Genomic DNA, 17793 nt, shown 5'->3' with positions numbered 1-17793 from the left:
TTTATTCAAATTCCATCTCAAAGAAACCTAGGGGCCAATCAATAAGATAGCCATCTGAATCAAATTTAGAAGTTCTTGTTATTATTGATTCGTTATCGTTAGATGGCTCAAACAAAACAATGTTTATATCCTCAGCATTAATTTTTTTGTCAGCAACTAAATGCCCTAGTCTGTTTACTAATACTTCACTATGGGTTTCAATTACCAAACGAAAATTTATATTTTTATCCTTAGCGGCTTTAACCGAAGCAACCAACACATCTGTTAGGATTCCCTGCAAACGAGGATGAAGATGCAACTCAGGCTGTTCTATAGCAAATACCACAGGAGTTTGACTTGCTTGTCTTGCTTGTCGGCGTAGATTGCCTTCTGCGCGACGTTCTGGAGCTTCACACAGCAGCCAGAGTTGAGTAATTATAGGAAGAAGTTGAGAAAAACCAAAGCCAGTATCCGCGACATTTACGGGTTTATCTGAATCTCTAGGAATTATTTCTATAGAAATATGACCAAGGCTAGACTTAATTGACGGCTTAAATCCAAAATTCCGAAAAGTCCAGTCGGCAAAGTTTTTCATTTCTGATTCTGTTAGATTTCGCAAGAACATGGATAGATTACGTCCTTGATAGTCTACTTCATCGACTGCTAGATCTTGAGTGCGGTAATAACGTTCCGCTATAGCTCGTACTGGACCCATATATCTAATCTGCCTTGAAATTTTTCCTATAATACTATCACAATCCTCAATAATAAGTGGCACTGCATTAGCAATTATCAGATTCCTTAATCTTTTAAAAATTTCAGTATCTATTGTCCAGTTTTTAGTTTTAGTTTTCCAAGAGTTTTTAGCATATTGATTATCCTGAATGTCTTTTAACATTTCTTCAGAACTTCCCAGACCAAACGAACGTGCCATTTTCTTGATGGTTTTTTCAGAAGTACGGGGATCAGCTATTCTCTTAGTTTCCTTTATGAGCATATCCGGGATTTTGCGAAACCTCGGCAAGCGTCCTCTAATGTAAATAGGTAGACTTTCTATTTCCTCCGAAGCAGAATCTATTTCGGATTGGTATTCAGTAATGATTGGCAAAATATAGCTGTTGCTTAATTGTTGATATCTATACTTAGTTTCTGCCTTTAAAAAGTTCTCATTGTTTACATAAAATTTAGACAAATATTCATGCTCTCCAAATTCTATTTCAATAGTTGAATCTGCAAAAAAGATAGATAATCTTCTAGGTTTATTTGTTTCATTGATTTTAAAAATTTCTAAATCAATGCGAATTTCAATGGACTCTAAATATTCTTTGGTGTAAACTAACTTAGATCTAGTGTAAGGATAAAACAAATCAGATTGAAATTTAAATGAAAATAAAATACCTTGTTGTGCATTTTTTCTATGTGCATCTTCATATACGCCAAAATCCACTAGATGACCATTCCATAGAATTGGACCTGTTGTTCTAGATTCAACACTTTGCTTAAGTAAAGGTAAAACACGAAGAAAAGTACTCTTGCCTGAGCTATTTTGTCCAAGCAGAACAGTAATAGGCTTTATCTGAATAAAACCAGTATCAGATAAACAACGTAGATTTTTAATTCTGATGGAATACATTTATGCCTCTTGAAAGTATTTAAAATGCCTTGTAGACCAATCGACTATCTCTTTATTTATAAAAAATAGGGGTTGTCTTAGTGTTGATCATTTTGAGTATAATGTGGGCAAACTATAGCTTAACATATCAACTAAAATACTTGATCGCTTAAACCATAAAACACCTACCGTTGACACAAAATGGGACTTAATCCCTATAGCCCGCCTTCCACGCCTGTACGCTAAATTGCTGACATCCAGCTTCTGAGACAATAGGGACAAAGTTTGCCATGTCCTCGTAGCGATCGCACTCATCGATACCAATGCAATGCTTGACGGTTACAGCATTTTAACCACCGCTACACATCGATCAGGGCGGGTTGAGTTGCATCTGGGTGGGGTAAGCCAATAGATTGCGGAATTACACGATGCGATCGCAAGGTTGACATCCTCAGGCTGACTGGATAAGAGTTTGAGTCGTCTTTAGACGACTTGAGCTTTTAGCCAAGAACTTGAGTTCTTGGCTGGTTGGCTGGTGTTAGGGCTTACTGAAAACGGGTTCAAAGACTTACTTTAGCGTAAAGACAATAAATTTATTTCATGATTTTATCTCGACTTACAAATCTCGCATTTGTTGCTCCACACTCATCGCAATTTGCAGCGCTTCATCGAGCAAATAACCATACTGATCTGTTGGCGGATCAAGTTCTCCCGCAACCAAACTGGTTAAATTATTCTCTAATGTAACCATCAATTCATCTGGTCGTGCGATCACCCCTTGTTTCGTGCGAATAATTTCTATCTTAATTGCTTGCAGTAAACTGTTTTTTGTCACCCGCAAAGCCTTCAATACCTTTTCACCTTCTAACGAGTTATCCCCATGCAGATTATTTTCAGTCCGACTCAGTTGATTCAGCATGGCTAGGGATTTAACTACACGATTGTACTTATCCACTTGCCGTAACAACTTAGCTACAGATTTCCAGCGTTTTGCCTGATTCACAAGCCAAATATTTCCCAATGCCAAAATTAAGACTGATCCCGCCAAAAATAATAGAAATAAATTGGCAATGTCCGCCCCATCACTTGGCAAACTCCCCGATCGCTTCACCGCCAGAAACCCCACAGGCATAACAAAAATCAGAATTAGACCTAAACTAAAGACCTCAATAAACAGGAGCGATCGCAGATGTTGCGGATTTCGCCAAAATACCCCACGGTAAACCGTTGTCACCAGTCCCGCACTTAGATCTAAACCCCCGCTTTGCTCTAATTCCGCTGGAGTAATCGGCAATTCTGCTACATCATTTAGCATGAACGTATCTCCTGGATGATAAAATTATTCGGCTTAGTTTAATCCTAGAGCGTGAGTCAGCGTTTTTAAAATATGCACATAGAAATTACTCTCTAAGGGACGAAACAGCGCAAAGTCTTTTCCTGGATTACCAAAAAAGGGTCGCAGTGACCAACCCAACTGACTGCCAACAAAGCCGTATAAAAATAACCAAGCTTGCACAACCTTCAAATTACGGGATTTATCCGTATCTTGAGAATGAGAATGCAGTGATTTCATGCTTTGATAGAAAAACTGGACACCGATCACGCCAGTTAAGGCAAAAATGACGACATTGAGTAACTTAAAGAAATTGTAATCATTCACCGAGAGCAGGAAAAACAAGACCACGGGAACAAACGCCAAAAGCATGACACTGATCACTGACGTGGTGGCTAAAAGCAACACCAAATATTGGCGAAAGTTGCGCTGTGAACCCGTCACCACCTCGAAAATATATAAACTGGGCAGACATACCAGCAGTGTGATTAAATAAAGACCCGGCAACTTAATCGCTGAACTAATCGCCTGAAGCCAATGACTCGACGCCCCAATCACCAAGCCGTACAACGCCAGAAAGGAGGCACTACACACTAATAATGAAACAATTTTACGGTCGAGTCCGATTTCCTTCTCAACCTCGGTTAAAAATGCCTTGCGATCGCGTAAAAAAGACATCAAACTGGAAAAGTGATTCATCCTGTCCTCCGGGTATACAAGTCGAATCTCTACATTCCTCGACTATAGCAGGAGCGCAGGGAGAGCGAGTTTTGCGGACAAGTGGTTACACAAACTCGCCTCTACAGCTACGGGTCAATCAGACTCTTGTTACTCGGAACGAAAAGAAATTTGCCGAATCAGCATACTCACAAATTCACCCGGTTTACCTGTCGGTTGTAAGGGACTCCACGCTGTCACTTCAGCAAACTGGAGGCGGTACAACGTGTGAATGATACTTTTGACGCCTCGACGAGAGCCAATAATCGAGATTTTTACAGGTTCACGGCTAGCGGTAGATTCTGGCGTCGCTGATGGGGCGGGAGGTACTTTTTCTAGGTTATTTGGAACAAATTCTTGAGACATTGGATTCACCTAATTGTGGCTAAATATGTTATCAAACTTGGTAACACTTAAAAGATTAGCAGACGTTACCATACTTGGCAACATTTACGAGGTCATGCTCCTCTGACACGATTGTCCGCAGGACAAGGTAAGCGCGACAGAAGCATGGGAAGAGCAGGACAAGCCCTCAAACAGACGCTGGAATCCTATAAAATCAGCCAAAATAAATTGGCGGTAGCTTTAGGGATTGAGCGAAATAAAGTGTTTCGTTGGTTTCATGAAAAAATAGACCCAACAGCCGAAACCGTTGCGGATATTGTCAAAGCGCTGAATACAATCAATCCCGTCGCCGCCGAGATGTTCATTGAACTCTATCTCGGCGATTTAGTGGATAAGGAGGAAGAGTAGGACTATTTTTTATCAATGACGATAGAGTAGGTTGGGTTGACGAAAGGAAACCCAACCCAAGCAGGCTAGGGTGAACATTGTGCAGGAGTCAGGGCGGGCGCGAGTTACATCTAGGTGAGGAAAGCAACGATAGCCGTCAAACCCGCCCCTACACAATCAAAACGTTCTCCTTCAGCTAGTCATGGGAAAATGTACGACAATGATAGAGGTGTCTTGCTGGGTTCGTGCGATCGCCTCTGGTTCTCCCCCCAATGTAGGAATCGCCAAAAGGTAACTAGGATGGGTACTCGCCGTCAAAATCAGTAAATCATGACGTTGCACCATCCGCGACACATTCTGTACAAAATTCCCCCGCACCTGTACCAACCCACTCGTACTTGCCAACCCCCACTCCCTTGGCTGACAGTCAAACTCACCCACTCCCGTCACCACAATCACCAATCGAAACGTCGCTTTCAACGCCCCTGCTAAGGTTTGCGCCAACATCACCGTCGGTTTAAAGGTTACCGATACCGTCTCTTGATCCGTCGCCGCCAACACCACTCGTGCGGTATTCTCAATCGGCTGCGAAAATCGGGCAATTAATACCGGAACCTGAGAGCGCCAGATAACATTATCAATCACACTGCCAAAAAAGCTCTCACGAGTCGTGGAATACCCCTTCCAGCCGCAAATAATCAACGTCGCCTCTCGTTCGGCTGCCGTGCGGGTAATCCCTCGGTCAATCGTATCATCCACCCGCCCAATCGGTTCTACTTTAGTTACGGCTGCATGGGCAATTCGTTCCGCCGCCGCTAAAAGCTGGGTTTGTAGCATTTTCGCCTCTGGGGAAATGAGTCCGGTTTTATCCGATAAAACATGCAGCGGAAGTAAGGTTCCCTTGGCTGTTTTTGCCAAAATTAATGCCAATTGTAATAAATTATCTTCCGTCTTGGGATTCGCCACCGGAACTAAAACCCGCTTTGCCAACGATGGCGGTTTTCCTTGATTTCCTCCCTCCTGTTGTCCGTGAGGTTTCACCTGTTTTCCCCAGCGTTCGGTAATCCAAGGAGACGCGACACAGGTGACTAAAATCATCGCAATTATCCCATTTACGGTTAACTGATCCACCAGTTTAATTTCATAAGCTACTGTAATCGCTGCCAAGGTAGACGCCGCCTGTGCCATGGACAACCCAAACATGACCATAATACTAGGAAATTGAAACCCAAACAGCTTACCCGGTATCCAAGCCGCGCCAAACTTACTCACCATTTCCGCGCCAATCATCACCAACGCCACCAAGATTGATTTCGGCTGCTTGACTAAAATTAACGGGTCAATTAACATTCCCACGGAAATCAAAAAGAATGGCACAAATAAGGTATTGCCAATAAACTGAATTCGATTCATTAACGGACTCAATTGAGGAATAATTTGGGTAATCGCAATTCCGGCTAAAAATGCGCCAATAATCGGTTCAATTTCAATTAAACCCGCCGCGTAAGACACCACAAACAACGTGGCGAGGACAAAAATAAACTCCGCCCCTTCATCATGTCCAAATTGGCGAAAGAACCAGCGCCCCAGTTTAGGAACGCCCCATAATGTCGCTACTGTATAGATAGTGAGGGCGGGAATCAGAAACAACCAGAATCCTAGGGTCAGATTTCCGCCATCGGCTTTCACGACTACCGCCAGAACTAAGAGTCCCAAAACATTAGTAATTAATGTTCCGCCCAAGGTTGTGGTTACGGTTTGTGTCCGCATTAATCCCAACTTGGTGAGGATAGGTAATGCCAAAAGTGTATGGGTGGCAAAACAGGACGCGACTAGAATGGAGGCTAGCCAACTATATCCCAGGAGTAACATTGCCACTGTACCCAGAATCATGGGTAAAGAGAATGTGGCTAACCCAAAAATTGCGGCTTTATCGGCGTTATATTTTAGGTCATCCAGGCTGGTTTCGAGTCCCGCCATGAACATTAAAAATAACAGTCCTACTGTTCCCAAGAGGATGATAGTACTATCCCGTTCTAATAACCCCAAGACATTGGGTCCAACTATCACACCCGCCAGAATTAAGCCGACAATACCCGGAAGTCGCAACCGTTCAAACAGGAGTGGCGCGACTAACATAATTGCCAAAATGGTTAAGAAGACGGCAACAGGGTCAGTAATTGGACTTGAGAATAAAGCAACCGCCGTTAAGGTAGGATACATCATAGAGGAGGATGTTTTGAGGGTTTAGGGGCGGGTTCCACGACTAAGGTTTTTGGTGACCCTGATGTCCCTAAACCTGCCCTATCTGAATTATGAATGATTCTTGATGAAATGGATTAGGTGAGGAATAACATGGTTGGCTACTTAATAAAGGATGAATGAAAAAGGAGAATTACTATGGCATATAGTGACTTCAAAACTTTGGCTCACATTAGAGAATCATTTGGGTTAAGTCTGGAAGAACCTGATAACTTATTTGCGGGCATTCCTGAACTGCTGCCCAGTGAGTATCTGCAAATGACGTTAACCGAAAATGTTTCGCTGGCGACGGCTATCAATACCGAAAAGGCACGGGCTGAGTTAATTATTACTCCTGTGCTTTTGGAGGTGCGGCGACACTTTGGGTTTAAAATTGGCTTTTTCTCGGGGTCGGAGTTCAATGTGGCTCCTAGCGCTGGTTTGAATGGATATTGTGATTATATTCTGACGGCTTCCCCAGACTCTTATGAAATTCGGACTCCTGTGCTTACCCTGGTTGAAGCTAAGAATGAAAATATTAAGTCGGGTTTAGCGCAGTGTATTGCTGAAATGATTGCGGCTCAATTGTTTAATCAAAGCAACGAGGAACCGATGGAGAGTATTTCTGGGGCGGTAACTACGGGAACGGAGTGGAAATTTCTGCAGTTACGCGATCAGACTGTTTTTATTGATAAACGCGACTATTTTATTAATGAGGTGAGCCGGATTTTGGCAGTTTTAGCTATGCCGTTTCAGGCTATCCAGTAAACCTACATTTTGATACAGGAAATTGAGTAAAGGGCGACTCGAACGGGAGCATGTCAACGCAAGTAGGTTGGATATGTTTTCTGGATAATGATTTTCTACCTGTATTTGGCAACAAGCCGAAAGGGTGGAAATCGAGTGGGAAACGGGTAAAGCGCGGAATGTTTCGGACTGCCCCTGGGTATATTATCAATGCCGATGGAAACGGCGCGGCTAATATATACCAGAACAGTAGAGATACAGCTAAGGTTAAACTTAGCCAAGGTTTGTAGGGCGTCATTGACTGCGCCATCCAGATTATTTATCTGGAACTCTCAAAAGACACTCTAGGAACGGTGTTTCAACCCCCTGAAGAAGTATCCTTTGAGAATCCTCGGTCATTTATGCCGAGGAGAAGTCAAACACAAAAGATGACTATAGGCGACTTTATCGAATGGTTCAATCTATTCTCTATGTCAACCCAACAACGGGTCAGAATACGAATACCGGCTCTGCGGATGATCCCTTCCGTACCTTAACCCACGCCATCGGACAAGCTAAGGCTGACACCATGATTCTCTTGGCATCGGGGATGTACAATGCAGCGAATGGGGAGCGATTCCCGATTGTGATTCCGTCGGGGATTATTGTTATTGGTGACGAGTCGAGTAAAGGTAAGGATATTATCCTGGTGGGTAGTGGTGATTATAATAGCCCCAGTTTTGGCAGTCAATCTATTACCGTTAGAGCCGATTCTCAAGCTGAACTGCGCGGGGTGACGGTGACGAATCCTGTGGCGAAGGGAACCGGGATTTGGATTGAATCCAGCGCCCCGATTATCGCGAATACGACTTTAACCCGTTGTGGTCGTGAGGGGATTTTTGTCACGGGGACGGCAAAACCGCTGATTATGGATAATGAATTAAGCGAAAATGCCTCTAGTGGTATCTTCCTGGTGCGAAATGCCAAAGGGGAACTGCGGCGCAATCGCTGCCAACGGACGGGGTATGGTATTGCCCTGAGCGATAATGCGGCTCCGTTAATTGCTGATAATACGTTAATTAATAATAAGGCAGGAATTGTTCTCTCTCGCCAAGCTAAACCCGTTCTGCGCCGTAACCGGATTGAAAAAAATACCAATGGCGGGCTAATTGTCAATGGGTCTGCCCAACCCAATTTAGGCAGTCGCCAAGACCCAGCCGGGAATATCTTACAAGATAATGGGGATGTTGATTTACAAAATAGTACGTCATTGACCTTGGTTTCTGTGGGCAACTGGTTAAATCCTGCCCGTATTTCCGGTGCCGTTACCTTGAGTTCGGCAGAGGTTCCCGCATCAGCCCTGGGTCCGATTCAGTTTAGTGATTTGGGCAATCATTGGGCAAGTCGGTTTATTCAGGAATTAGTTAAACGGGAGTTAATTAGTGGTTTTCCCGATGGCACATTTAAGCCAGAAGCGAATATTACCCGCGCCCAGTATGCGGCGATTATTGCCCAAACGTTTAACTTACCCCGCCAGGTAGGGGCGACATCGGGATCATTTCGCGATGTGGCGGAGAATTTTTGGGCGGCGGCGGCGATTCGTAAGGCGGCGAGTATGGGATTTATTTCGGGATTTCCTGATGGCACATTTCGCCCCCAACAAAATCTGACCCGAACCCAGGCGCTGGTTTCGGTGGTGAATGGGTTGGGATTAGGGAGTGGGAATGGCAACCTACTTTTGTTTTACCGCGATCGCGCCCAGATTCCCAGCTATGCTACAGATGCCATTGCTACGGCGACACAACGGCAATTGGTGGTGAATTATCCCCGCCCTCAAGAACTTGCCCCGATGCAACCGATTAGCCGCGCCGAAGTCGCTGCCTTAATTTACCAGGCGTTAGTTTCAACTGGCGAAGCCTCGGCTATCTCATCCCCTTATATTGTTAACCCGGAGGGGTATGTTCCCTCGTTTACCGATATTCAAAATCATTGGGCGGCTGATTTTATTCGCCCTCTCGCCGGATTAAACTTAATTAGCGGCTTTGCCGATGGTAGCTTTAAACCGGATGCCCCCTTAAATCGGGCGCAATATGCGGCGTTAGTGGTGAAAGTCTTTAATCCCACACCCATCCGCCCCGCCACTCAATTTAGCGATGTTCCCGCCAACTTCTGGGCGTCAGCCGTAATTAGCCAAGCCTATCGCGGTGGCTTCCTTTCCGGCTTCCCCGACCAAACCTTTCACCCTCAACAAAGTTTACGGCGGGTTGAGTTGATTGTCTCCTTAGTCCAGGGGCTGTCGTTACCTGAGGCAGAGGGAAACCCCTTGGAAATTTATCAGGATCAAGATAATATTCCCATTTACGCCCAATCTGCTGTAGCCGCAGCTACTCAAGCCGGGATTATCGTCAATTATCCCAAACCCACCTGGTTAAACCCAAAAAAAGCCGCCACCCGCGCCGATGCTACGGCGTTTCTGTATCAAGCCTTAGTGCAACGAGGGCGTGTCAATGCTATCAATTCCCCGTATATTGTTCAAGAATGAGGGAGCTGGGGAAGCTGGGGAAGCTGGGGAAGCTGAGGGAGCTGGGGAAGCTGGGGAAGCTGAGGGAGCTGGGGAAGCTGGTGGGGAAGCTGGGGGAGATTGGGGAGCAAATAACAAATGTCCAAAGAAAAAGGACCAATGACAAAAGACAAAAGACAAATGACAAATGAAAAATGACCAATGACCAATAACGAATGACCAATGAGATAGATTCAGCCATTATCTATGCCGTAGAGTTACTCAGTCACTATGGATTTGAACTGAGGGGATATTCTGCGGCAGAATTAGTTGAGTTTTGGTTGGAAGACTATCCCGCCCAGTGGATTCGTTTGGCGGTCATTGAAGCCTTGTATCAGGGACGGTATAAGGCGATTTCGGTTGAACAAATTTTAGCCGTTTGGGGGCGACGAGAACAGCCTATCTATCGCTTTAATCATGAGTTTGAACGGTTGATTTGTCGCAAACTGCCGCAAGATTTGAACGCCCCCGTTGATACGACGTCCGAATCGATGTCCTTAATGGGGAGTTTCCCGGATATGTTTGAGTCAAGTTCTACGGTTGCGGTGGCGGAGTCAGAGGAATTTGTTGTTACTGAATCGGCGACAGAATCCATTGAAGCCTTACCGCAAACGCCCGCCCAGCCTGAACCAGAAACGGAACGGGTTAGGGAACGCGATCGCACACCTCCAGACCTACCTTCTCCCGATCATACCAGTCTTCCTGATCCAGTGGATGGGTCTCGTCGCGAAGCTAGTCACCACCCCATTGATCAATTTACGCCACCGCCTGATGATTCGGACTTTTATCTGAAACTCAAACAAGTCGCCCAACCGCTAGTGTAGCGCTGCGGAAATACTTGAGCAGCTTTGTCGATACGATGAAGCTGGGGGAGCTGGCGAAGATATTAGCTGTTGGCGTTATTTCTGCCTTCTTGCACTAGAGTGTCAATCATCATAAGTCATAATCAAGGAACAACATTTATTGTCACAATTCCATTAACTATTCTGCCTTACTCTCCGATAAAATATCAAGATAGCCGAGGGTGAGAGATAATGACCAATGAAACAATTTTTTCCAGAAAAATTTCTAATTTTGATTGTTGATGATAATCCCAATAATTTACAAATTCTTCATGTCATTTTAGAAGCCGAAGGCTACAAAACAATTGTTGTCAGCAACGGACAGGATGCGATTGAGCGTGTAAGCATTGATAAGCCTGACTTAATTATTATGGCTTTAACCATGCCCAAAATGAGTGGATTAGAGTTGTGCGACTATCTTAAGTCTCCACCTCCCCTAACAACAAGTCCAATTATCCTGATGCGGACGATTCGTGAACAAGAGTATTTGATTGAAGCATTTGAGAAGGGCGCAGCCGATACAATTACTCACCCCTTTAATCCAGCAGAAATTATTGCCCGTGTCCGAACCCATTTAGAATTGAAGCAGACTCAAAAGCAATTGAATCGATTGGTTAAAGAACACGACAAATTAACGAATTTGTTGAGAAAATTAGCGATTACTGATCCCCTGACTGGACTCTGGAATCGCCGCCATTTTTTAACGGTTGGCTATCAAGAATTTAATCGAGCTTCTCGTTACAAACGTTTCATGTCTATCCTAATGATTGACATTGACAACTTTAAGCAAATCAATGATGAGTATGGGCATACGATGGGAGATGAAGTGCTTAAGGGTGTGGCAAAAAGCATCGTTGGTTCATTGCGTGAGGCAGATTATTGTGGACGATTTAGCGGTGAAGAGTTTGTCACATTACTTCCCGAAACTGATAGTACTGGGGCGGTGCGTGTGGCTGAACGTTTGAGAAAGCGGATGGAACAAATTACCATAGGGATTGGCGATAAACAGGTGCAAATGACGGTAACAGTTGGTGTGGCTAGTTATCAATTAGACGATGCCAACATCGAGGTAATTATTCAACGAGCGAATAAAGCACTCTATCACGCCAAAAGTCAGGGATACAATCGGGTTGTATTGCATTAGGTATCCCTGAATCGCATATCATGATTATCTGACACCGCCACATTTGACAGGGCGAGTCGAGATAGGTTAATCCTCACACCATCATATTTGACAGGGCGAGTCGAGATAGGTTAATCCTCACACCATCATATTTGTGCGGCGACTCGCCCCTACAGACGACAACCGACAACCGACAACCGACAACCGACAACCGACAACCGATAACCAAACCGCGATAATTTCTATCCCATCAATTTAATCAGTATTCATGGAACTGTAGGGGCGACCCGCTGCAAAAAATAACAGAACCAATCCATAAATCTTATCGGGTCGCCCTGTATCAGGTATCGCCAATTAAAATAAAAATCGTCATGAACCATCACCCAAAATCAAGTCATTAATTGTATTAAGTTCATCAGCATTCATGGAATTGTAGGGGCGACCCGCTGCAAAAAATAACAGAACCAATCCATAAATCTTATCGGGTCGCCCTGTATCAGGTATCGCCAATTAAAATAAAAATCGTCATGAACCATCACCCAAAATCAAACCATTAATTGTATTGGCGTCACCCTGAATCACATATCATTAATTATCTGACACCATCACATTTGACAGGGCGAGTCGAGATAGGTTAATCTTCACATCATCATATTTGTGCGGCGACTCGCCCCTACAGGCGACAGACGACGGACGACAACCGATAACCAATAACCGATAACCCTAGATTGATATGCACCCCAGATTGAGGGTTTTTTTCTCATTCCTACGGATACAATATCAATGAAAGCTGAAAATTGGTTTCAGTTGCAGATTGTCTCAGTTGCCCCTCTTATTGCCCAAATGATCAGAAAGGATGAATAATGTTACCCTACCAAATCCACTTTTGATATCATTTTCTCCTACCCAGCAGCCAATAGGTAATCATATCACCTTTCCCCTTAACTTTGATGGCACCTCGCTGTTCAAAGATAAACTGGTGCTGTAACTGTTGGTATGTAGCAGGGGTGACTTGAATTTTACCCGGTTCTCCTGATGATTCCATGCGAGAGGCGACATTAACCGCATCTCCCCATAAATCATAGATAAATTTTTTCCTACCAATCACACCAGCCACAACTGATCCGGTGTTAATCCCAATGCGAATTTCAAACGACTCCCCCTGTTGCACTTGGAACTCATGAATCGCTTGTTGCATATCCAACGCCATCTGCGCGATCGCTGTGGCATGATTGTCTAGGGGACGAGGTAAACCGCCAACAACCATATACGCATCACCAATGGTTTTAATCTTCTCCAACCCATACTGATCCGCTAGCTGGTCAAATGTGGAAAAGATTTGATTCAGCATATTTACCAGTTCAATCGGTTGTAGACGTGCTGATAATGGTGTAAATCCAACAATATCGGCAAACAGAATTGTGACCTGATCAAAATGTTCCGCAATCGCCCTCTGATCTTGTTTCAGACGACGGGCAATCAGTTCTGGTAAGATATTTAGTAATAACTGCTCGGACTTTTCTTGCTCTAACTGTAACGCCGCCTCTGCCTGTTTTCGATCGGTAATATCACGCGCTACCCAAATAATCGATTGGTCAGAAATTGCCGAAATACTGGCGGCAAACCATACTGTCTTGTCTTCACTTTGGAGACTGTAATCAAAATAGATTGTTTGCTGATTGTTTAGCGCCTGTTGAATTTTATCTAACCAATCCTGAGCTGTTTCATCTTGAAAAAGATATTCGATTGTTTGGTTAATTGGGTCAATGTAAAAATCATAGAAGCGGGTGGGATTCGTCGGCGCTATTTCGATATTTGCGATTGTATTATCTTGAACATCAATAATTAAAACAATCGCATTCATCGCCTCAAAAAAAAGGCGCATTTTGCTTTCTGAGGTTCGCAGTTTATGTTCGAGTAATTTACTTTCACTGATATCTCGGGCTGCCCAAATCACGCTATCATGAGACAGTGGTGATAGGTTAGCGGCGAACCAACTATCTCGTCCGGCAACGGTCAAATGATAGTCAATACTCACGGTTTGCTGAGTTAAGAGAGCCTCTTGGATCGCTTGGAGAATAAAATCAGCTTGCTTAACTGGGAACTGTTCATGTAAGGTTTTACCCACGATTTCGGCTGACGGTTTGTAGTCACTCAGAGGATTAGTGGGGGCAATTTTTAGGCATCGTCCTGAGGCATCAATCACCAGCACCACATCCGTCATCGCGGCGAAAAGCGCTTGTATCTCTGTGACCGCTTTCTTCTGCTGCATCACACTACCTAACTGATGAGAAATAACCGTGACGAGCTCAAAGAAATGATGATCGGGTGGGTATTTTTTTGCCATAAAAAACACCAGCACGGCTAAGACTGAAACGGGTTCTTGAGCAGCGCTTGGTGTCACTATGGGGACAGCAAATGCTGAGTTAAATCCGCATTGAACCGCGAGTTCTAATCTCAGGAAAATGTCATCTGGAAACGTCGCTAAATCATCAACCCACTCCGGCTGAATTTGATGCCATACTCGTCCAGGTAGTTCTTCATTAGGTAAGATGGTTAAGGCAGCACTGTACTCTCGAAATTGGTCGAATCTTGCGGCGTCTGGAGAATCGATATCTGTACATTTACCATACCAATTATGGCTACATTCTAATGCCATACCATCCGTCGCGGGAATCCACACTTCGCCATAACTCCAGCCTGTAATTTCGCAAACTTGATGTAAGGCGATGTCCAATGCCGTCTGAAAATCCGTCGCACTACTAATGGCTTGACTCATTTTAGCTAGACGTGTTACTTGTTCCTCAGCATGCTTGCGTTCAGTGATGTCGTTAATGATACTGAGTAAGCAGTCTTGTCCACTAAAGTTAATAATATTTGCTGATAATAACCCCGTTTTTATCTGTCCTGACTTGAGACGAAAATCAAATTCATAATTGTGAATGGTTCCCTGAGTTTGTAATTGCTGGATAAAGCGAGTACGATCCTCTGGATGTAGCCAAAACTTTAATTCGACTGTGCTTGTGCCAATCAGTTCGTCTTTTTGATACCCTACCAGGTTAAGTAACCGATCATTGACCGCCAACAAGCGTCCATCAGCTAGGGTGCTGATTGCCATGGCGTTGGGAGACAAGCGGAAGGCGAGGGCAAATTGAGCTTCGCCTAAGCCTCCTGTGGCGCTTGGGGGTTGGATGGGCTGGTCTAATTCCTCGTTCCTGGGTTCCAAAATGGTCAAAGAAGAATGTAACAACAGGGCAAGGGGTTCAGGGAAAAGTTTTATTATATCGCTATTTACCGGAATCGGATCAGGGGCTTTGATGTTTGGATTCAATTCCCTGGATGGGCTGGTAATGGAGGCTTGATTCCTCATCTCGTTAGAGTTCATTGTTAGCACCGTCGCAATATGTATGATGATTCTTCTCTATTGTTCCTTGATGAATGTGAAAAAAAAGTGACTATCAGTTGTCCCGGCGACTGGAAGTCACGCCTACACAAACTTGCGTCCGCCTGCGCGGACTAAATTATTAAGGGAGTAGTTACTCCTTTCTCGCTATAAAAATACCTGAATATCTGTCTGTAAAGGCATTATCCTTGCGCTTTTTATATCATGTCCGGTCAAACTCAATTAAAAATTTAAATGCTAAAGCCTTTACTACGAAACCACTTAATTCGAGTAACGTCAGGAAAGCTACTTGCCAATACAAAAGCGACTAAAAATCCGGTCAAGCACGGATTCCGTTACCTCTTCCCCAGTAATTTCACCCAAGGCTTGAATCGCGCCACGTAAATCAATTGTCCAAAAATCTAAGGGTAACTGCTGGGTAATGGTTTCTTGTACCTGTTCCAGCGCTATCTTGGCTTGGGTTAAGGCGGCGGCTTGCCGCTGGTTAATGGCTAAATCTAAGTCAGCGGCGTGTAGGGTTCCCGTTTGTACCGCCTCAAGAATCTCTTGTTCTAATGCCTCAATGCCTTCATTTTTGGTAATGGCGGCTGTAATTACTCGGTCAATACTATCCGGATAGGAGACAGAATCGGCAGGGGCGAGATCGGTTTTATTAATGACTAAAATTAGGGGACGGTGTTTGACTTGGGTATAAATTTCTTGGTCGTCTGCACTCCATCCCTCTGTGGCTTCAATCACCAATACAATTAAATCAGCCGCCTCAGCCGCACGGCGCGATCGCTCAACGCCAATTTTCTCGACTTGATCTACGGTTTCCCGGATTCCGGCGGTATCTAGCACCTGTATGGGGATGCCACCGACGACTAACTGCGACTCTACCACATCACGAGTTGTACCGGGTAAATCAGTAACGATCGCGCGATCGCTACGACTCCAGGCGTTCAATAAGCTGGATTTGCCCACATTCGGACGCCCGACTATGGCGACGTTTAAGCCGGTTCGCAATAATTGACCGCGATCGGCGGTGGCGAGAATTTGCTTAATATCCGTTAATACTTGTTGAAGTTGGGCAATGATTCCGGCTTCATCTAAGGGGGGTAAATCCTCCTCAAAGTCGATACGGGCTTCAATTTCTGCCAAAGTATCTAAACACGTCGCCCGGATTTGGCGAATCGGTACAGCCAGTTTCCCTTGCATTCCCGCTAATGCAGCTTGGGCGGCGGCGGGGGAACGAGAACCCACTAAGTCAGCGATACTTTCGGCTTGGGTTAAATCTAACCGCCCGTTCAAAAATGCTCGCAGGGTAAATTCTCCCGGTTGGGCTAATCGTGCGCCTAATTCTAGGCATAATTGCAACACCTGCTGCACAGGCATAATCCCGCCGTGACAATGGAACTCCACGACATCTTCACGAGTATAAGAGCGAGGGGATTGCATAATGAGGAGTAGGGCTTCATCCACAATCTGTTGGGTTTGAGGATGACGCACATACCCATAGAGAATGCGGTGAGTCTGCCACAGTTGACGCCCTGGTGCGTGGAAGAGTTGACGGGCGATTTCTAAGGCATTTTCACCCGACACCCGCACAATCCCCACACTCCCTTGTTGGGGAACTACAGCCGTTGCGATCGCGGCTATTGTTTCACCTTGGACAAACTGTTCAGACATCGCTTGCTTACCCTACCCTCATCTCCTCGTCAGGGATGCGATCGCGTAAAATAGTCTTTAACTCTATCAATTCTTTTATATCTTGCTATGACAGCCGTTACGATTAACTTCAACCCAATTTTTCAACTGACTCAAGAGCAATTTTATCATCTTTGCCGAATCAATCCCGATGTAAAATTTGAACGTAATGCGAAAGGAGAATTAATCATCGTGTCCCCCACAGGCGGAGAAACGGGAAAACGCAATGCCAAGCTAACCACTCGATTTTGTTTGTGGAATGAGCAAACGAACCTGGGAGAAGTTTTCGACTCTTCCACCTGTTTTCATCTACCCAATGGGGCGAACCGTTCTCCCGATGTGGCTTGGATTCAACGTGAACGATGGGATTCACTGACAGAGGAACAGAAAGAAAAGTTTCCACCCATTGCCCCAGACTTTGTTTTGGAGTTAATGTCACCCAGCGATACGTTACCAGAAACCCAAGCTAAAATGCAGGAATACATGAATAATCAAGTCAGACTGGGTTGGTTACTCTATCGACCAACTCGTCGGGTGGAAATTTATCGCCAAGGACAAACGGTAGAAATACTGGAAAATCCGACCCAGTTATCTGGAGAAGATGTTTTACCCGGTTTTATTTTAGATTTACAAATTGTTTGGAATTGAATCCTTATCTAATTAGGGTTATTGATAGAAGGTTTGTAGGGGCACGGCAATGCCCATTGGTGTCAACTTAACCAGAAGAAGCCCAGATTTCTTTTGAGCGAGCGGCATTGTCTCGATGCCGCTTGCGCTCAGTTTTGACTAAACCTAAGAGCTTGTAATGATCAACCAAATAACTCACGACATCGGTACTC

16 protein-coding genes and 1 pseudogene are annotated in these 17793 nt (G+C 44.6%); 8 read left to right on the top strand and 9 right to left on the bottom strand.

Going from position 1 to position 17793, the window contains the following annotated elements:
- Position 1 precedes the first annotated feature (1 nt).
- The 5 genes and pseudogenes from RIG27_RS22685 to RIG27_RS22665 form a co-directional block, all read right to left on the bottom strand.
- Entirely contained in the window at positions 2-1612 is a 1611-nt protein-coding gene (locus RIG27_RS22685) for an AAA family ATPase (RefSeq protein ID WP_446348934.1), read from the bottom strand.
- Between the two features lie 202 nt (positions 1613-1814).
- Positions 1815-1934 (bottom strand): annotated as a pseudogene (locus RIG27_RS22680) (tRNA-dihydrouridine synthase); the annotation flags it as partial.
- A gap of 273 nt (positions 1935-2207) precedes the next feature.
- Positions 2208-2906 carry a hypothetical protein gene (locus tag RIG27_RS22675; RefSeq protein ID WP_446348932.1) on the bottom strand — a complete coding sequence of 233 codons (699 nt, stop codon included), beginning with the start codon at positions 2904-2906 and terminating at the stop codon, positions 2208-2210.
- Between the two features lie 33 nt (positions 2907-2939).
- Positions 2940-3623 (bottom strand): actin-binding WH2 domain-containing protein, encoded by a 684-nt coding sequence (locus RIG27_RS22670; RefSeq protein ID WP_446348930.1) that lies wholly within the window; start codon positions 3621-3623, stop codon positions 2940-2942.
- A 129-nt stretch (positions 3624-3752) separates the two neighbouring features.
- Positions 3753-4007, bottom strand: coding sequence for a peptide ABC transporter substrate-binding protein (locus RIG27_RS22665; protein ID WP_446348928.1), 255 nt, complete (start codon positions 4005-4007; stop codon positions 3753-3755).
- A 144-nt stretch (positions 4008-4151) separates the two neighbouring features.
- Here RIG27_RS22665 and RIG27_RS22660 point away from each other — a divergent pair, with 144 nt between their 5' ends.
- Positions 4152-4394: a helix-turn-helix domain-containing protein gene (locus RIG27_RS22660; RefSeq protein WP_446340910.1), complete on the top strand. Its 243-nt coding sequence runs from the start codon at positions 4152-4154 to the stop codon at positions 4392-4394.
- A 171-nt stretch (positions 4395-4565) separates the two neighbouring features.
- Here the strand turns inward: RIG27_RS22660 and RIG27_RS22655 are convergent, their stop codons facing one another.
- A complete protein-coding gene (locus RIG27_RS22655; protein WP_446348927.1) occupies positions 4566-6599 on the bottom strand; it encodes a cation:proton antiporter domain-containing protein in 2034 nt (677 codons plus the stop codon).
- Between the two features lie 174 nt (positions 6600-6773).
- On the opposite strand from RIG27_RS22655, the gene RIG27_RS22650 reads away from it, so the two are divergent.
- From RIG27_RS22650 to RIG27_RS22625, 6 genes are all read left to right on the top strand, one after another.
- Entirely contained in the window at positions 6774-7382 is a 609-nt protein-coding gene (locus RIG27_RS22650) for a hypothetical protein (protein ID WP_446348926.1), read from the top strand.
- 50 nt (positions 7383-7432) lie between these two features.
- Complete coding sequence (locus tag RIG27_RS22645) at positions 7433-7651, top strand: hypothetical protein (protein ID WP_446340913.1); 219 nt, start codon at positions 7433-7435, stop codon at positions 7649-7651.
- Positions 7652-7812: 161 nt separating this feature from the next.
- Positions 7813-9882: an S-layer homology domain-containing protein gene (locus RIG27_RS22640; RefSeq protein ID WP_446348919.1), complete on the top strand. Its 2070-nt coding sequence runs from the start codon at positions 7813-7815 to the stop codon at positions 9880-9882.
- Positions 9869-10024 carry a hypothetical protein gene (locus RIG27_RS22635; RefSeq protein ID WP_446348918.1) on the top strand — a complete coding sequence of 52 codons (156 nt, stop codon included), beginning with the start codon at positions 9869-9871 and terminating at the stop codon, positions 10022-10024. The genes RIG27_RS22640 and RIG27_RS22635 overlap by 14 nt, the downstream gene beginning before the upstream one ends.
- Positions 10025-10076: 52 nt before the next feature.
- A complete protein-coding gene (locus tag RIG27_RS22630) occupies positions 10077-10724 on the top strand; it encodes a hypothetical protein (protein WP_446348916.1) in 648 nt (215 codons plus the stop codon).
- 217 nt (positions 10725-10941) lie between these two features.
- Positions 10942-11886 (top strand): diguanylate cyclase, encoded by a 945-nt coding sequence (locus RIG27_RS22625; protein ID WP_446340916.1) that lies wholly within the window; start codon positions 10942-10944, stop codon positions 11884-11886.
- Between the two features lie 348 nt (positions 11887-12234).
- Here the strand turns inward: RIG27_RS22625 and RIG27_RS22620 are convergent, their stop codons facing one another.
- The 3 genes from RIG27_RS22620 to mnmE form a co-directional block, all read right to left on the bottom strand.
- Positions 12235-12375 (bottom strand): hypothetical protein, encoded by a 141-nt coding sequence (locus RIG27_RS22620; RefSeq protein WP_446348914.1) that lies wholly within the window; start codon positions 12373-12375, stop codon positions 12235-12237.
- Between the two features lie 382 nt (positions 12376-12757).
- Positions 12758-15250, bottom strand: coding sequence for an adenylate/guanylate cyclase domain-containing protein (locus RIG27_RS22615; RefSeq protein WP_446348912.1), 2493 nt, complete (start codon positions 15248-15250; stop codon positions 12758-12760).
- A 303-nt stretch (positions 15251-15553) separates the two neighbouring features.
- Positions 15554-16936, bottom strand: a complete 1383-nt coding sequence (gene mnmE, locus RIG27_RS22610) for a tRNA uridine-5-carboxymethylaminomethyl(34) synthesis GTPase MnmE (RefSeq protein WP_446348910.1) — start codon at positions 16934-16936, stop codon at positions 15554-15556.
- Positions 16937-17023: 87 nt separating this feature from the next.
- On the opposite strand from mnmE, the gene RIG27_RS22605 reads away from it, so the two are divergent.
- Positions 17024-17602, top strand: coding sequence for a Uma2 family endonuclease (locus RIG27_RS22605; protein WP_446348908.1), 579 nt, complete (start codon positions 17024-17026; stop codon positions 17600-17602).
- Positions 17603-17793 lie beyond the last annotated feature (191 nt).

The organism is Coleofasciculus sp. F4-SAH-05 (genome assembly GCF_040222985.1).
In the GTDB taxonomy this organism is placed as follows: domain Bacteria; phylum Cyanobacteriota; class Cyanobacteriia; order Cyanobacteriales; family Coleofasciculaceae; genus Coleofasciculus; species Coleofasciculus chthonoplastes.
The sequence above is the reverse complement of the archived record's forward strand: the minus strand, read 5'-3'. Positions and strand labels throughout refer to the sequence as shown.

What these genes read in the sequence shown, in the direction of transcription:
- RIG27_RS22685 (WP_446348934.1), bottom strand. Translation starts at nt 1,612, where the DNA reads ATGTATTCCATCAGAATTAAAAATCTACGTTGTTTATCTGATACTGGT.
- RIG27_RS22675 (WP_446348932.1), bottom strand. Translation starts at nt 2,906, where the DNA reads ATGCTAAATGATGTAGCAGAATTGCCGATTACTCCAGCGGAATTAGAG.
- RIG27_RS22670 (WP_446348930.1), bottom strand. Translation starts at nt 3,623, where the DNA reads ATGAATCACTTTTCCAGTTTGATGTCTTTTTTACGCGATCGCAAGGCA.
- RIG27_RS22665 (WP_446348928.1), bottom strand. Translation starts at nt 4,007, where the DNA reads ATGTCTCAAGAATTTGTTCCAAATAACCTAGAAAAAGTACCTCCCGCC.
- RIG27_RS22660 (WP_446340910.1), top strand. Translation starts at nt 4,152, where the DNA reads ATGGGAAGAGCAGGACAAGCCCTCAAACAGACGCTGGAATCCTATAAA.
- RIG27_RS22655 (WP_446348927.1), bottom strand. Translation starts at nt 6,599, where the DNA reads ATGATGTATCCTACCTTAACGGCGGTTGCTTTATTCTCAAGTCCAATT.
- RIG27_RS22650 (WP_446348926.1), top strand. Translation starts at nt 6,774, where the DNA reads ATGGCATATAGTGACTTCAAAACTTTGGCTCACATTAGAGAATCATTT.
- RIG27_RS22645 (WP_446340913.1), top strand. Translation starts at nt 7,433, where the DNA reads ATGTCAACGCAAGTAGGTTGGATATGTTTTCTGGATAATGATTTTCTA.
- RIG27_RS22640 (WP_446348919.1), top strand. Translation starts at nt 7,813, where the DNA reads ATGGTTCAATCTATTCTCTATGTCAACCCAACAACGGGTCAGAATACG.
- RIG27_RS22630 (WP_446348916.1), top strand. Translation starts at nt 10,077, where the DNA reads ATGACCAATGAGATAGATTCAGCCATTATCTATGCCGTAGAGTTACTC.
- RIG27_RS22625 (WP_446340916.1), top strand. Translation starts at nt 10,942, where the DNA reads ATGAAACAATTTTTTCCAGAAAAATTTCTAATTTTGATTGTTGATGAT.
- RIG27_RS22615 (WP_446348912.1), bottom strand. Translation starts at nt 15,250, where the DNA reads ATGAACTCTAACGAGATGAGGAATCAAGCCTCCATTACCAGCCCATCC.
- mnmE (WP_446348910.1), bottom strand. Translation starts at nt 16,936, where the DNA reads ATGTCTGAACAGTTTGTCCAAGGTGAAACAATAGCCGCGATCGCAACG.
- RIG27_RS22605 (WP_446348908.1), top strand. Translation starts at nt 17,024, where the DNA reads ATGACAGCCGTTACGATTAACTTCAACCCAATTTTTCAACTGACTCAA.